The following is a 14,456-nucleotide window of genomic DNA, read 5'->3' on the forward strand; positions in this document are numbered from 1 at the left end:
CCTTTTTTATTTGATTGATAGAATACCAAGCAAGATCAGTAAAATTCAGCAAGAATTTAATCAATATCAATCTGTGAAAAGGCAAACTTCGTGCTACAATACGCACCAATCTTTAGCACGGCTTAAAAGCCCTAATTTATAGGACCCTCCGCTAATGTTTGCCAATATTTCTATTGCTGAATTTGATCCAGAATTAGCTCAAGCGATTGCTTCTGAAGGCGTACGCCAAGAAGCGCATATTGAGTTAATTGCATCTGAAAACTATTGTTCACCAGCTGTGATGGAAGCACAGGGATCAAAACTTACTAACAAATATGCAGAAGGCTATCCTGGCAAACGCTACTACGGCGGTTGTGAATATGTTGACGTGATCGAGCAACTTGCAATTGATCGCGCAAAAGAATTATTCGGCGCTGATTACGCAAACGTTCAACCACACGCTGGTTCTCAAGCAAACTCGGCTGTTTACCTTGCACTTCTTAACCCGGGCGATACCGTATTGGGTATGAGCTTGGCGCACGGTGGTCACTTGACTCACGGTGCTAAAGTAAGCTTCTCTGGTAAGACTTATAATGCGATCCAGTATGGTTTAAACCCAGAAACGGGTGAAATCGATTATGAAGAAGTTGAACGTCTAGCACTAGAACATAAGCCACGCATGATCGTTGCCGGTTTCTCTGCGTATAGCCAAGTTGTAGACTGGCAGCGTTTCCGTGACATCGCTGACAAAGTAGGTGCGTATCTGTTTGTTGATATGGCTCACGTTGCTGGTCTTGTTGCTGCTGGTGTATATCCAAACCCGGTACAAATCGCAGACGTAACCACTACAACGACGCATAAAACCCTTCGTGGTCCACGTTCTGGTTTGATCCTTGCTAAAGCAAACGAAGAAATCGAGAAAAAACTTCAATCGGCTGTATTCCCGGGCAACCAGGGCGGTCCGTTGATGCATGCGATTGCTGCAAAAGCAATCTGCTTCAAAGAAGCAATGTCTGCTGAATTCAAAACTTATCAACAACAAGTTGTGAAGAATGCGCAGGCGATGGCTGAAGTGTTAATTGCACGTGGTTATGATGTTGTGTCTGGCGGTACAGAAAACCATTTATTCTTATTGTCTTTGATCAAACAAGACGTAACGGGTAAAGATGCAGATGCATGGTTAGGTGCAGCGCATATCACTGTAAACAAAAACGCGGTTCCAAATGACCCTCGTTCTCCATTTGTGACTTCTGGTATCCGTATTGGTACACCAGCAGTAACCACACGTGGTTTTGGTGAAGCGGAAGTGCGTGAACTTGCTGGCTGGATCGCTGATGTGATCGATAGCAAAGGTGATGAGAAAGTTATCGCTGATGTAAAAGCAAAAGTTGAAGCAGTTTGTGCAAAATTCCCGGTATATGCAAACTAATTTGTATAGCTGAAAAAAGCGCCGTTAGGCGCTTTTTTTATCGCTGTGTTTTATGCCATTTGTAGACGTTTAAACTTCTGTAAAAGTTCAGTTTGGGTTTCAGGGTAGTGCGGATCAGGTTTGATACAGTCAATCGGACACACCGCCACACAAGTAGCTACTTCATAAAAACCGACACACTCGGTACAGCGGAGTGGGTCGATTTCATAGACTTTTGCACCTTCATCAATCGCCTGATTAGGGCATTCAGGCAAACACATATCACAGTTGATACAAGCGTTGGTAATCAATAAAGCCATTTTAATCTGCCGAATAGGCTAAAGCTGTCGAATGTAATTGCTCAGTGGCATCAGGTAAATGACGGATCAGCAGCGCATAAGCAATATCAATCTCTGGAGAGAGGGGAATTTCGACAATATGGCCTGAACCCTTGGCATTCTCAATGGTATTGCCTTTAAGATCGCGCATCTGTTCTAATTTGAAGTTGATATTGCCTTTGGGTGTCATTAACTCAAGTGAGTCGCCGACCAGAAAGCGGTTTTTGACTTCAATCCGAATATGGTCGCCATTACGCCCGATCACTTCACCACAGAACTGTTGGTAGTCAAAGTGAGATGAACCATCTGCATAGTTTTGATAATCCTGATGCACATGACGACGTAAGAAGCCCTCGGTATAGCCTCGATTAGCCAAGCCTTCCAGTTGGCTCATTAAGCTGGTATCAAATGTCTTACCTGCAAGTGCATCATCTATGGCCTTACGGTAAATCTGTGCGGTACGGGCACAATAAAAATAGGATTTGGTACGACCTTCAATTTTGAGTGAAGCTACTCCAATTTTAGTAAGTCGATCCACGTGCTGTACTGCACGTAAATCCTTTGAATTCATGAAATAAGTGCCATGCTCATCTTCTTCAGCCGCAAACATGTCTTCATCATTACGCTGTACCAGAACGGTTTGCGCTGAAATCGCCGCATCAGGGCGCTGAGCGCAGCAGGAATTTTCGGTATCAAGTTGCTGAACAGAAATGACATCACCATTGGCATCTTCCTGTGCCTCGTGGATTTTATACTCCCAGCGACAGGCATTGGTGCAGGCACCTTGATTAGCATCGCGTTTATTCATATAGCCAGATAACAGACAACGTCCGGAATAGGCCATACACAGTGCGCCATGTACGAACACTTCCAGTTCAATATCTGGTACCTGTGCCTGGATTTCCTCAATTTCTTCGATTGACAATTCACGAGACAAAATAATGCGGCTGAGACCGTAATCTTTCCAGAATTTTACTGTGGCCCAGTTAATAGCATTGGCTTGTACCGAAAGATGAATCTGCATTTCAGGGAAATGTTCGCGTACCATCATGATCAAGCCTGGATCAGACATAATCAATGCATCCGGTTGCATGGCAATAATCGGTGCAAGGTCACGGATAAAATTCTTAAGCTTGCTGTTATGCGGCTGGATATTGACCACCACATAAAATTTTTTGCCTAAGGCGTGCGCTTCATCAATCCCGATTTTTAGATTGTCATGGTCAAATTTATTATTCCGTACACGTAAGCTATAGCGAGGCTGGCCAGCATAGACCGCATCTGCGCCATAGGCAAAGGCATAGCGCATATTTTTAAGCGAACCGGCAGGAGAGAGTAATTCGGTATTCATCATGCAAAAAAGGCATATAAAAAATAGGGAATTATTCTAGAAAGTTCAGGAACAGGATTCAACCTAGCATTTTGCTCAGGATTTTATTGTCGTGTAGAGAAAGCTCAGCGCATAAAAAAGCACCCGAAGGTGCTTTCTAAGAAATTAATGATGACGATGCTTTCTCTTTTTCTTATATTTTTTAGATTGGTGATTGTCATAGTAACGGTCTTGACCTACTTTACGGCCTAAGGCTGAACCACCTGCGGCACCCGCAGCAGCACCGATATAACCGCCTGTTGTACCGCCAAGATTACGTCCTACGGTATAACCACCCACGCCACCTAGACCACCACCAATCGCAGCTTCAGTACGTGTACGTTTGCTACTTGCAGCAGCTGCACCACCAGCACCACCAAGCGCAGAGCCAATCATTGCGCCGTTATTGCCACCAATTTGTTTACCGAGTGCCGTACCCACGACACTGCCGAGTGCAGATGTTGCTGCCACACGAGTTCCGTTATCGGCATGAGCGACAGTAACAAGTGATGAAGTTGCAAAGATTGCACCACATAACCAAGCGTTTAATTTCATTTTTGACTCCGTGTCCGCCAAAAAATCGGACCTCTTTGTAATGGCTGCAAATGTAACAAAGTTTGAGAATGAAAGTGTGGAGAAGCATGCCAGAAGTATTACTCTTTGGTGTCCAGATTGTAATCTTTTGTTTTAAATTATCTTTTTTTAAACTGTATATGTTTTCAAAAACAGTGATTTAGATGAATAATGTTAAAAGCAAGGCTTAAATATTTTTTAAGCCTTTATTGAAAAAATACCCATTAATCCTGTGGTTGATCTTTTACAGAATCCTCATCCAGCTTAAGTTGACGGGGATGAGGTTCTGTTTGCAGGCGTAAATAATTAAGATCACGAATATTCTTTTGAGTGGCGACTACACCGAATAAACTGAGCAGGAAAGACATAATATAAAAGCCTTTTTCGCTCATGCTCAGTTCAGCATTCCATAAGCTAATCAGTAATAGCACAATACACACTGCCATGGAGGCCCAGCACAGTCCATAGTAAATGGCCGTTACCGGAATCTCTTCGAGTTGGTCACGGACAGTTTTCTGAAGGGAGGCTGCCGAGAAAAGTCCATAAAGTAAAATCACCAGATAATAGCCTTTTTCATGCAAGGGCATGTTGGCATTCCACAACCCAATCATAAAGCCGACAGCACCGGCGAGTAAGGCCACCCAGCTTGCGGCAATAAAGGCTGAAGTTGGACGATTAATAAAATTATTCATAGTTTATCCTGTTGTTTTATCATTCTATTTGTCCTGTATTATTTATAGCCAAGCGCTGAGCAGAGAACAAGTCGTAAAAACTAAAACTGAACAATTTGTGATGAAATGATGGGGGAATGGTAAGTTCCACTATTTCACTATGTCTTTTAAGTGGCAGAGTCTGTAAACTATGCGCAATTTTTTGATTTTGCTCATGCTTCATCTGCACTGAGTCTTTAGATTTTTGAGATATTCCACCCATGAAAGCATCACTCCGTTTAAGACTCGATCAACTTTGTGATCGTCATGAAGAGCTGACTGCATTACTCGCTGATGTAGAAGTGATTTCGGACAATAAACGTTTCCGTAAATTGTCTCGTGAACATAATGATTTAACTGAAATCACCGAAGTTTGGAGTAAGTATCGTCAAGCGGAAGAAGATATCGAAACTGCTGAAATGATGAAGTCAGATCCTGATTTCAAAGATATGGCAGAAGAAGAAATTAAAGAAAATAAGGCACTGCTGGTTGAGCTTGAAGATCAGCTGAATGTGTTGATGATTCCAAAAGATCCAAACGATGCCAATGCAGCCTATCTTGAAGTACGTGCCGGAACTGGTGGTGACGAAGCTGCGATCTTCTCGGGTGATTTGTTCCGTATGTATAGTAAATACGCTGAAACCCAAGGCTGGCGTATAGAAGTGCTTTCTGAAAATGAAGGTGAGCACGGCGGTTATAAAGAAATCATTTGCCGGATTGATGGTGAAGGTGTGTATGGTCGCCTGAAATTTGAAAGCGGCGCGCATCGTGTGCAACGTGTCCCTGCAACGGAATCACAGGGCCGTGTTCATACCTCGGCATGTACGGTTGCGATTCTTCCAGAAGTGGATGTTGATACCACCGTGGAAATCAATCCTGCCGATTTACGTATTGATACTTACCGTGCATCAGGTGCGGGTGGTCAGCACATTAACAAAACCGATTCTGCGGTACGTATTACCCATCTCCCATCAGGTGTGGTAGTGGAATGTCAGGAAGAGCGTTCACAGCATAAGAACAAAGCCAAAGCGATGGCGTTGTTAGTGTCGCGTCTGGAAAATGCCAAACGTGCAGCGGCCGATGCGGCAACCTCAGAAATGCGCCGTGATCTGGTCGGTTCAGGTGACCGTTCAGAGCGTATCCGGACTTATAACTATCCTCAAGGGCGTATGACCGACCACCGTATTAACCTGACTTTATATAAGTTAGATGCGATTATGGAAGGTGATTTAACCGAATTACTGGATAGCTTGCATCGTGAATATCAGGCCGATCAGCTGGCAATGCTTGCACAGGAAAATGGCGGCTGATGAATATTGCGCAAGCGTTAGAGATCAAAGGCGAAATTGATAGCTATGAGCGCCAAGAGGCGGCATGGCTACTTGAGCATCTTTTGGGGATTAATGCCTTAGAACTGAAACTGCGACTTGAGCAAGAATTGACGGACATGCAGGAGCAGGCTTTTCTGGAAGGATTGGCCCGTATCGAGCAAGGTGAACCACTGGCCTATGTCACTGGTTCACAGCCATTCTGGACCTTAGACCTGAAAGTGACGCATGATACTTTGGTACCGCGTCCAGATACTGAAATTCTTGTAGAAACGGTATTAAAGCTGCCGCTGGATCAACAGTCCAATATTGTTGATTTAGGTACAGGTACCGGTGCAATTGCGTTGGCACTGGCGAGTGAACGTCCGCAGTGGCAGGTCATGGCGACTGATATTTATGCGCCAACTTTAGAGGTTGCGCAGGAAAATGCGCTTCGGCATGGTCTCATGCAGGTGAAATTTGCCTGTGGTGCCTGGTTTGAGGCACTTGATCAGCAGCAATTTGATTTAATTGTCTCAAATCCACCGTATATTGATCCAGAAGATGTGCATATGCAAAAGCTCAAGTCTGAACCCGAGCGTGCGCTGATTGCAGATCATCATGGCATGGCAGATATTGAAACCATTATCCAGCAAGGCCAGGACTGGCTCAAACCAGAGGGCTGGATTGTGCTGGAACATGGTTATGAACAAGGTGAGGCTGTTCGTCAAATTTTTGAACAGCAGGGTTTTGAGCAAATCCAGACCATCAAGGACTATGGCGGCAATGATCGGGTCAGTTTAGCCCAAAAGTCTGCTTAATCTTCTATATAGTGCTGTACGGCTTTTGCTAGATTGGGATTGCCGTATTTTTCCAGCCCTTCAACTACGCCTAAGGCATCGACTTTTTCCCGGTTCTGGCTGAGTTTAAATTTGCCCGTGATCTCGGTGATCTGAATTTCAATACCCACAATTCCTTGTAGTTGCTGAGCAATGTATTCATCCGGTGCATCGGACATTTTCCAGGCAACGGGCTGATTGGCTTCATGTGTCCGTGTCAGCTTCGCCAAAATGCCGCGTAATGCTTTTTCATCAGATAAGAAATTAATTTTACCTTTGACATGTACCACCTGATAGTTCCATGTCGGTACATGCTGATGGTGCTGTTGTTTGCTGGGATACCAGTTCGGTGAAATATAACCCTGTTCACCGTGAAAGATAATCAGGACTTCTGTGCCGTTTGGGATTTGCATGTGCAATAGATTATTTCTGGCAATGTGTGCAAGTAGTATCGCCGTTTGATTTTGTTCATCCGGTATCAGCTTAAAAGGCAAATGATTGGCATCTAGACCTTCGCTACTGTGGCTGATAAGCGTTGCAAACGGATAATCCTGAATCAGTTGATAAAGTTTTTGAGGGTCTTTTTCTTCAAATATTTCAGGAAGGTACATAGTTTAATTCCTTTTACTCATCGACGCGGTTACGTCTGTTTTTCTGCAAGGGTGAGCTTTTTCGATAACTGCCCGGACTGACACCGCTCCATTTTTTAAAGGCACGATGAAAAGCGCTGGGATCATGGAAGTTCAGATCATCGCTAATAGTTTGAATCGAATCATCGGTTTTGCTCAGTCGTTCAATCGCGATATCACAGCGAATATCATTTTTCAGTTGCTGGTAGCTGACACCTTCCTGTTTTAAACGACGCTGGATGGTCGCAGTCGACATATTCAACTGTTGGGCAATATCTTTCAGTTCTGCCCATTCTGAAGGTGCTTGCAGCAGTAATTGCCGGCGTATTTGCAGACTTAACGAATTTTCATTCTTGAAACGCACGATCAGGTTGTAAGGGGTATGTCTCAGAAAATCATTGAGCGCCTGTTTGTCTTTTTTGATTTTATGTTTTAGATAATGTGCATCAAATTCTATGCTGTTTTGTGCGGCATGAAACTGGATATTTTCACAGAAGCGGACACGATAATCCTGTAGCTCAACAGGTGGATGGCATCTAAAGCTCATTTTATGAAAATGGATACGTTGATCGCTCAGCCAGCACATTAAGCTGTGGACCAGCATCAGAAAGGTTGAATAGGTAAACATCCGCTTCGGTTGTTCACGATCATGCAGGACCAGATAGGCCTTATTGCCTTTTTGAACCAGTTCGCCGCGAATATCGTCCAGAATCAGGGCTAAAAACTTGAGAATTTCTTTAATAGCCTGTTCCAGATTCTCTGTATTAAAGGCAAGTTTTGCCAGTAATTGATAGCTGCCCCTACGCATGGGATGGGTATCCATGCCGAGAAACTCATCATTCATGCTTTCTGCCAGCTCCACCCATAATTGGGCACACTGGGTAACGGGAACGCGTGCTTTGCCTGAGCTTAACAGTTCAGCTGAAATGCCTGCCCGATTGGCAATACTGACAATATTTAAGCCGCGACTGGCAGCAACGCTTAATGCTTCCCGAATTAAAGCATTTGAAATTGTATCCTTGGCCGCATTAAGATCGGGAGTGTGGTTTTTGGTCATAGGCACATGATATACAGGAGAATAAATAGATCGACTGCTCAAAAGTCGCATTCAATTTGCTACTTTTTGAAATTGTATCGGAAAAAAGTTGCCTTTAGGCTTGGTTATAAAAATTTATATCTTTAATTTGATAGGAAACGTAAATGAAAATTCAGGGAAAACATTTTGTTATTACAGGCGGTGGCTCTGGTCTAGGTGCGGCAACAGCTGAATATTTAGTTGAAAAAGGTGCGTCAGTCACCTTGGTTGACATGAATGTTGAAGCAGGGGAACAACAGGCACAGGCATTGGGAGCTCAGGCAGAATTTGTAAAACTGGATGTGACCGATGAAGCTGCTGCGGAACAGTTTTTTAAAGATGTACTTGCCAAACATGGCAGTGTTTATGGTCTGATCAATTGCGCCGGCATTGGCCCCTCTGCAAAAGTTGTGGGTAAAGAGGGTGTGCATGATCTGGCGATGTTCTCGAAAACCTTACAGATTAATGTCACAGGGACATTTAATATGCTGCGCTTTGCAGCAGATGCCATGAGTAAGAATAGCGTTGCGGAAGGCGATGAAGACCGCGGGGTGATCGTCAATACAGCTTCGGTGGCTGCTTTTGACGGGCAAATCGGGCAAGCGGCCTATTCTGCTTCGAAAGGTGCTGTTGTCGCGATGACCTTGCCCATTGCACGTGAACTGGCCCGCCATGCCATACGGGTCATGACCATTGCACCGGGCATCATGGAAACCCCGATGTTAAAAGGTTTACCACAGAACGTACAGGATGCGTTGGGCCAAATGGTGCCGTATCCTTCGCGTTTGGGTCGTCCAGAAGAATTTGCACGCTTGGTGGCGCATATCGCCGAGAATTCATATCTGAATGGTGAGGTGATCCGTCTGGACGGTGCGATTCGTATGGCACCAAAATAAGCCTTGCTAACAGTATTCAATCACGCCATAGAACAGTTGTGAACTTCGCTTTCACAACTGTTTTTTCTTTTCTTGCTCAAATTTTATATTGTCTGTGAACAGCTTTGCTTCTAAGGTAATAGACCGTGACTTGATAAAAATAATCATACTAATAGGATTGATATGACATATAGATTGATTCTGTCCGCATGCTTGGGCCTGTGTCTGAGCGGTTGTGTTGGCAATATGAATCCAACGGGTGGAAATTCAACACCGAATTATCCCTATTACAAAACCCGTGAAGCCCGTGTGGTGAAAAAAATTCTGGTCCCTGCAGGTACTACACTGGTGTATGACACCCAGTTTTTAAAGGAAGGCGAACAAGATAAGATCATGCCGGAAGATAAACTTATTGATATTCGTTTTCCGGAAGATCAACCCATGCGCTGGGGCGGTGTGCCTGTCAGCATGATTTCGAAATTTTTTAATTCAGAGATGCACGGTTTTTCTGTTTATGCCGACTTTCAACAACTGGATGCCAGTCAGCGCAGTCGATTTGCCCAATTGTGGCAGAGTTGCGATGATGATCTCGGGATTACTGTCAAAGACACCAGCGACTGGTCTTTTAACAAGGCCAATATTGCGGATGTAGAAAGTTGTAGTGTCAATTATCAACGTTATTTTAAGCATAACCAGAAACAGCAGCAGTTCCTGGATATCCTGTATCGTGAAATGATGGAAGCTGAATAAACAACACAGGCAATGCTGAAAATCATTGCCTAAGCTTTTGCCGATTATTTGGCTTTGACTTCATCACCAATCAAATAAAAGGTGCCGCCTGCAATATAGTGCAGACTACGTAATTCTTTTGCAGCGTCCTGAAAATGCCAGTGCCCATCACGAAACACGCGAGAATCTGCCCAGGCTGCAACCACAGCGCCAATAAATAAATCGTGTGCTTGCTGGTTATGTGGCTCCGGAATCACTTTACATATCAACCATGCCAAGCTACCTGTGACCAGCGGGACAGGAAAAGCGTCCTGATAAAACAGTTCGGTTTTGCAATCTGCCAGTTTGGTGGGCTGGTCAAATTTACTAATCGTACCGAGTTGGTGCACCATATCAATTTGCGCGTAACAGGGCACTTGTAGCGCAAAGTAACCGCTTTGCTCAACCAGTTGACGGGTCTTGGTGCTTTTATCAAGTACAACCGTGACCTTGGCTGGGCTAAATTCCAGTGCACATGCCCATGCTGCTGCCATGACATCCGTATCCTGTTCATGTTGAGCCGACACCAGTACGGTTGGGCCGTGGTTGAGTAGACGATAGGTTTTGGAAAGTTCAACGGCGGTAATATGTTGGGCACTCATATGCAATCCAGAAAGGAGATAACACGGATTATTGTTGCATAATCTCTGAGGGCGTAAGGTTTATTTTTACGGTATTTATAACGTTAAACGCAACAAAAATGGAAGCGTGATTCAGATTTTCCGGTCTGGAACACTTAGCCAGATAATTCATTACCATACCTATCGCGGCTTATATTCTTATCTGGTATTCCAGGTGAGCACAGCCCTTATTGCAGCTTTGCGCATGTACATTCATCGGAATTTTATCAATCAGTCGTAATTTTGGCCTGAACTGTTATGATTTTGGCGCAGTTTGCTTTAGTCTAAAAATTAAACAATATACAAGGAGGGGAAATTTTACATTGTTTTTGTATGGTAGGAATGATTCCACATACAAAAGTATAGGACTAACACTTTGTAATAAAAATGAAAAATGCTCGGAGCAAAAACGTGAAAAAGAAATATTTAAATGCTATGGCGTTAATGGCAGGCATGTTTGTGAGTAGTGGTACCGTGGTTCATGCAGGTTTGTTTGATTTTCTATCACCCAAGGCCTCATGGCAAAACTGTAATGTGAACGGTTGCTCAGTCGGCGGTAGTACGAACATCACTTCCAGTTATGCAAAAACCAAGTATCCGATTTTGCTGGCGCATGGTATGGCCGGCTTCTCGGCGGTTGGCCCATTGCAATACTGGAACGGGATTACTGAAGATCTGGTTGGAAACGGGGCCAGTGTATTTGTGGCACAGCAAGCTTCTTTTAACTCATCGGAAGTACGTGGTGAACAGCTACTGTTACAGGCAAAACAGGTGCTGGCAATTACCGGTGCTGAAAAAATCAATTTAATTGGCCATAGTCATGGCTCACAGTCAGTTCGTTATGTGGCAAGCTTATTGCCGAATAAGATTGCTTCAGTAACAGCAGTAGGAGGCCCAACCAAAGGTTCAGATGTCGCAGATGTGGTCGACTCAGTGGTGAAATCACCAGTTGGTCCAGCACTTGCACCTGTTATTGCAGCAGGCGTTAATGCATTCTTCTCTTTGGTCGGCATTGGTTCTGGTCATTATTATGATCAGGATGCGCTTGCGGGGTTAAACTCCCTCACCACCAAGGGTTCTGCAGACTTTAACCAGCGCTTCCCGGCAGGTGTACCCACCACAGCCTGTGGATCAGGTGCCGAACTGGTCAATGGTGTCCGTTATTATTCGTGGAGTGGTACCAGCCCGTTTACCAATGCGGCTGATCCGATGGACTATGCGTTAACGGCAACTTCTTTACTCATTTCAGGTGAAAATGATGGCTTGGTACCGCGTTGTTCGAGCCATTTAGGCACGGTCATTCGTGATAACTATGCATTTAACCATTTGGATGAGGTGAATCAGGTATTAGGTTTGGTCGGTTTCTTGCAAAATCCGGTTACGCCTTTCCGTGCACAAGCCAACCGTTTAAAAAATCAGGGGCTATAATCAATGCGCTAAAGGGGCATCTGTGCTCCTTTAGCCAGGATGATTTTAAAAAAGGATCAATAGAGCAAGGGATGATGAACGGTAAATTTTTAAATAATAAAACCATCAGTTTGTGTGTCATTATCGGTTTATTGCTGATATTGGCTTTGATTTACTGGATATTTAAACCAGATACTCAAGCGGTTCCACATCCTTTAGGGCAGCAGGCTCAACAACAGTCCGCACAAAGCAATATTGCAGGCGGTGCTACACAAGATCATCAAAAGGGAAAATTACCTGTTCTGGCGGCTTCATTACAAGGCACCGAAATTGATTGTCCGATTCAGGTGGATGCCAACGGTAAACTGATACTGACGGTTGGTATCCGTAGCTGTTTTGATTATTTCTTTTCTAGTCTGGGTGAAAAAACAGAAACTGAACTGATCGCTGATATTCGTCAATATCTGAGCGCGACGTTACCAGAGACGGCTTCAGGTTATGCCATTTATTTGTTGGATCAATATGTGGCGTACAGCCATACCCTCAAAAATTTAAAACCCAATGGTAATTTTAAAACGGGTGATATTGAGGGCTTTCAGAAAGTTCTTGATCAGATGTATAAAGTCCAGCAGCAGTTTTTTAATGCGGCTGAGATCAATGCCTTGTTTGGCAATGAACGTAAACTAAACCAGTTTAATATTGAGCAGATGCGTATTCATGCCAATAAGACCTTAACCGCACAACAAAAAGCGGCTGAACTGGCAAAATTGATTGATCAACTTCCTGCCACCATGGCGGATGGTGTTCGGGTTTCCATGCAATTTGCTGAATTACAGCAATTGACCCAGGAAATTCGTGACAAAGGTGGCTCTGCGCAAGAGCTACGCAACATGCGTGAAAGTTTATTGGGGCCAGAGGCTGCGGACCGTCTGGAAAAGGTTGATCAGGAAGAAGCTGGCTGGCAAACACAGGTCAATGGATATCTGGCTGAGCGTGACCAGATTTTAAAAAGTAATGCGAGTGATGCCAGTAAACAGCAGTCGATTAACCAGTTAAGAACTCAGTCTTTTGCCAGCAAGGAAGAGTTATTGAGAGCGCAATCTTATGAAATGATGCATGATCGTAAATGAAATAGCTCGTTTGAATAACCTGTATTGAAATCAGCCATTCGAGATTGTGGTTTGAGGTTAGAGAGAATTTTATAGAGCCTAAAGCAGTTTAGGCCCTATACAAATAATAGGCTTAGTTAAGTTGGGCAGAATCAACATCCCATTTTATCTTTTATAGGGAAGTCATTCTAACGAGTATTTAAAAAGTCTTCGATCAGTTCGGCGGTCTGTTTCGGTTGCTCTAAATTAATATTATGGCCTACATTTTTAAAAGCAATAAATTTGGCTTTGGGATAGGCTGCTTGAAGTTTCTTTTGATGCTGGATGCCGAACAATTGGTCCTGATCACCCCATAAGATCAACATTGAAGCGGACATCAGCTTTGCGGCATTGCTCAAATCTCCATACATGGCTCCACTCATTACACCTTTCCATACATGCAGCGGTACAACTGCGCTTTCCTGACTTAATATTTCTTCAAGTTTTGAATCAATCGGATTGGGGTTCCATCTCCATTCCTGCATAAATTTCCCATGGGGATCAATCGGCGCTTGAAGAGGGTGAATATTGTCCCATAACCAATTACCTGGCCCATTTATTCCAATATTCAATGTAGAGGATATCAGGACGACTTTATTGACGCGCTCTGGATAAGCCGTAGCCAATACTTGAGTCGTTAAAGAACCTAATGAATGTCCAACAATGTCGGCTTTGGCAATTTTTAATTTTTTAAGAAATAGGTTGGCATCACTGGCTAAATCGGTATAGGCATAACAGCATGCAGGCGCATCAGATTGGCCATGGCCACGTAAATCAATCGCATAAATATGTCGGTTTTTGAGATAGGGCATGATTAAAGACCAGGTGCGGCTGCTGTCGGTATAGCCATGTATGAATAATAACGGTTTACCGTCAGTGTTACCTGCTTCGATATAAGACAGGTTGATGCCATTATCGAGGTGTATTTTTTTCTTGGCATGTACCCATTGTTCTTGTGTAGGGATTGGAATTATTTTTGCACTGCAATCGAATGCCAAAAATAGCAAGATTAAAAAGGCAGTATTCCTAAGCAAAAACATATATCGACTCCATGATGGTCTTAAAATGGTTCTTTATTACAGAAATTGAGAGGAGGCTTGTCAATTGGAGCAGAAGCGTTGAACTGGGATATCAGCTGTTTAAGACGGAATAATTCCGTGCTGGATACAACTGGATTGAGGAATACACAATAATTTTCTATCTCTGTTAGGCTTTTGTTTTTAAATAACTAAATATAATTTTAAAAGAAGTGTGACAAGTTGACGTTGAGATGGCTTACCCAGATGATATAGCGAGGTGGCCCCAATTCTATCTACTTTAGTAGACGTGGAACAATGGAATGAACTGTTAATAAAAATGTATTTTGCAGTCATTAATCTTTTTAGTTTCATTAAGACAAGTCGAAATTAGC

Annotated in this window: 15 protein-coding genes; 7 read left to right on the forward strand and 8 right to left on the reverse strand. The window is 43.6% G+C overall.

Annotated elements, in window-relative coordinates:
- Positions 1-154: 154 nt before the first annotated feature.
- Complete coding sequence (gene glyA, locus IEV39_RS03825) at positions 155-1,408, forward strand: serine hydroxymethyltransferase (protein ID WP_005286522.1); 1,254 nt, start codon at positions 155-157, stop codon at positions 1,406-1,408.
- A 50-nt stretch (positions 1,409-1,458) separates the two neighbouring features.
- Here glyA and IEV39_RS03830 read toward each other — a convergent pair whose 3' ends face one another.
- The 4 genes from IEV39_RS03830 to yiaA form a co-directional block, all read right to left on the reverse strand.
- Positions 1,459-1,707, reverse strand: coding sequence for a YfhL family 4Fe-4S dicluster ferredoxin (locus IEV39_RS03830; protein WP_005286516.1), 249 nt, complete (start codon positions 1,705-1,707; stop codon positions 1,459-1,461).
- Between the two features lies 1 nt (position 1,708).
- On the reverse strand, positions 1,709-3,076 hold the full coding sequence (trhP, locus tag IEV39_RS03835) for a prephenate-dependent tRNA uridine(34) hydroxylase TrhP (RefSeq protein WP_005286512.1): 1,368 nt from the start codon (positions 3,074-3,076) through the stop codon (positions 1,709-1,711).
- 144 nt (positions 3,077-3,220) lie between these two features.
- Positions 3,221-3,649, reverse strand: a complete 429-nt coding sequence (locus IEV39_RS03840) for a hypothetical protein (RefSeq protein WP_005230980.1) — start codon at positions 3,647-3,649, stop codon at positions 3,221-3,223.
- A 242-nt stretch (positions 3,650-3,891) separates the two neighbouring features.
- Positions 3,892-4,359, reverse strand: a complete 468-nt coding sequence (gene yiaA, locus IEV39_RS03845; protein WP_005286509.1) for an inner membrane protein YiaA — start codon at positions 4,357-4,359, stop codon at positions 3,892-3,894.
- A gap of 239 nt (positions 4,360-4,598) precedes the next feature.
- On the opposite strand from yiaA, the gene prfA reads away from it, so the two are divergent.
- Positions 4,599-5,687 (forward strand): peptide chain release factor 1, encoded by a 1,089-nt coding sequence (prfA, locus tag IEV39_RS03850; RefSeq protein ID WP_005286506.1) that lies wholly within the window; start codon positions 4,599-4,601, stop codon positions 5,685-5,687.
- The gene (gene prmC / locus IEV39_RS03855) at positions 5,687-6,505 is read left to right on the forward strand and encodes a peptide chain release factor N(5)-glutamine methyltransferase (protein WP_005286503.1); all 819 of its coding nucleotides are present in this window, start codon (positions 5,687-5,689) and stop codon (positions 6,503-6,505) included. The genes prfA and prmC overlap by 1 nt, the downstream gene beginning before the upstream one ends.
- Here the strand turns inward: prmC and IEV39_RS03860 are convergent.
- Both IEV39_RS03860 and IEV39_RS03865 read right to left on the reverse strand, forming a co-directional pair.
- Entirely contained in the window at positions 6,502-7,134 is a 633-nt protein-coding gene (locus IEV39_RS03860; RefSeq protein WP_005286500.1) for an FMN-binding negative transcriptional regulator, read from the reverse strand. The genes prmC and IEV39_RS03860 overlap by 4 nt on opposite strands.
- A 13-nt stretch (positions 7,135-7,147) precedes the next feature.
- Entirely contained in the window at positions 7,148-8,209 is a 1,062-nt protein-coding gene (locus tag IEV39_RS03865) for an AraC family transcriptional regulator (RefSeq protein WP_032883165.1), read from the reverse strand.
- 143 nt (positions 8,210-8,352) lie between these two features.
- Here IEV39_RS03865 and IEV39_RS03870 point away from each other — a divergent pair, with 143 nt between their 5' ends.
- Together IEV39_RS03870 and IEV39_RS03875 are read left to right on the forward strand one after the other, a co-directional pair.
- Positions 8,353-9,123, forward strand: coding sequence for an SDR family NAD(P)-dependent oxidoreductase (locus IEV39_RS03870; RefSeq protein ID WP_005286495.1), 771 nt, complete (start codon positions 8,353-8,355; stop codon positions 9,121-9,123).
- 162 nt (positions 9,124-9,285) lie between these two features.
- Positions 9,286-9,852 carry a hypothetical protein gene (locus IEV39_RS03875; protein WP_005286492.1) on the forward strand — a complete coding sequence of 189 codons (567 nt, stop codon included), beginning with the start codon at positions 9,286-9,288 and terminating at the stop codon, positions 9,850-9,852.
- Positions 9,853-9,896: 44 nt separating this feature from the next.
- Here the strand turns inward: IEV39_RS03875 and IEV39_RS03880 are convergent, their stop codons facing one another.
- Positions 9,897-10,472, reverse strand: coding sequence for a flavin reductase family protein (locus IEV39_RS03880; RefSeq protein WP_005286489.1), 576 nt, complete (start codon positions 10,470-10,472; stop codon positions 9,897-9,899).
- Between the two features lie 429 nt (positions 10,473-10,901).
- Here IEV39_RS03880 and IEV39_RS03885 point away from each other — a divergent pair, with 429 nt between their 5' ends.
- Positions 10,902-11,918, forward strand: coding sequence for a lipase family alpha/beta hydrolase (locus IEV39_RS03885; RefSeq protein WP_005286486.1), 1,017 nt, complete (start codon positions 10,902-10,904; stop codon positions 11,916-11,918).
- A gap of 74 nt (positions 11,919-11,992) precedes the next feature.
- Entirely contained in the window at positions 11,993-13,027 is a 1,035-nt protein-coding gene (locus tag IEV39_RS03890; protein ID WP_005286483.1) for a lipase secretion chaperone, read from the forward strand.
- 167 nt (positions 13,028-13,194) lie between these two features.
- Here IEV39_RS03890 and IEV39_RS03895 read toward each other — a convergent pair whose 3' ends face one another.
- On the reverse strand, positions 13,195-14,085 hold the full coding sequence (locus tag IEV39_RS03895; RefSeq protein ID WP_005286480.1) for an alpha/beta fold hydrolase: 891 nt from the start codon (positions 14,083-14,085) through the stop codon (positions 13,195-13,197).
- Positions 14,086-14,456 lie beyond the last annotated feature (371 nt).

This window comes from Acinetobacter courvalinii, from assembly GCF_014635545.1.
Taxonomy (GTDB): Bacteria; Pseudomonadota; Gammaproteobacteria; order Pseudomonadales; family Moraxellaceae; genus Acinetobacter; species Acinetobacter courvalinii.

Coding starts and splice junctions, on each gene's coding strand:
- IEV39_RS03865 (WP_032883165.1), bottom strand. CDS start 8,209: ATGACCAAAAACCACACTCCCGATCTTAATGCGGCCAAGGATACAATT.
- IEV39_RS03895 (WP_005286480.1), bottom strand. CDS start 14,085: ATGTTTTTGCTTAGGAATACTGCCTTTTTAATCTTGCTATTTTTGGCA.
- yiaA (WP_005286509.1), bottom strand. CDS start 4,359: ATGAATAATTTTATTAATCGTCCAACTTCAGCCTTTATTGCCGCAAGC.
- prmC (WP_005286503.1), top strand. CDS start 5,687: ATGAATATTGCGCAAGCGTTAGAGATCAAAGGCGAAATTGATAGCTAT.
- trhP (WP_005286512.1), bottom strand. CDS start 3,076: ATGAATACCGAATTACTCTCTCCTGCCGGTTCGCTTAAAAATATGCGC.
- IEV39_RS03870 (WP_005286495.1), top strand. CDS start 8,353: ATGAAAATTCAGGGAAAACATTTTGTTATTACAGGCGGTGGCTCTGGT.
- IEV39_RS03880 (WP_005286489.1), bottom strand. CDS start 10,472: ATGAGTGCCCAACATATTACCGCCGTTGAACTTTCCAAAACCTATCGT.
- IEV39_RS03830 (WP_005286516.1), bottom strand. CDS start 1,707: ATGGCTTTATTGATTACCAACGCTTGTATCAACTGTGATATGTGTTTG.
- prfA (WP_005286506.1), top strand. CDS start 4,599: ATGAAAGCATCACTCCGTTTAAGACTCGATCAACTTTGTGATCGTCAT.
- glyA (WP_005286522.1), top strand. CDS start 155: ATGTTTGCCAATATTTCTATTGCTGAATTTGATCCAGAATTAGCTCAA.
- IEV39_RS03875 (WP_005286492.1), top strand. CDS start 9,286: ATGACATATAGATTGATTCTGTCCGCATGCTTGGGCCTGTGTCTGAGC.
- IEV39_RS03840 (WP_005230980.1), bottom strand. CDS start 3,649: ATGAAATTAAACGCTTGGTTATGTGGTGCAATCTTTGCAACTTCATCA.
- IEV39_RS03890 (WP_005286483.1), top strand. CDS start 11,993: ATGAACGGTAAATTTTTAAATAATAAAACCATCAGTTTGTGTGTCATT.
- IEV39_RS03860 (WP_005286500.1), bottom strand. CDS start 7,134: ATGTACCTTCCTGAAATATTTGAAGAAAAAGACCCTCAAAAACTTTAT.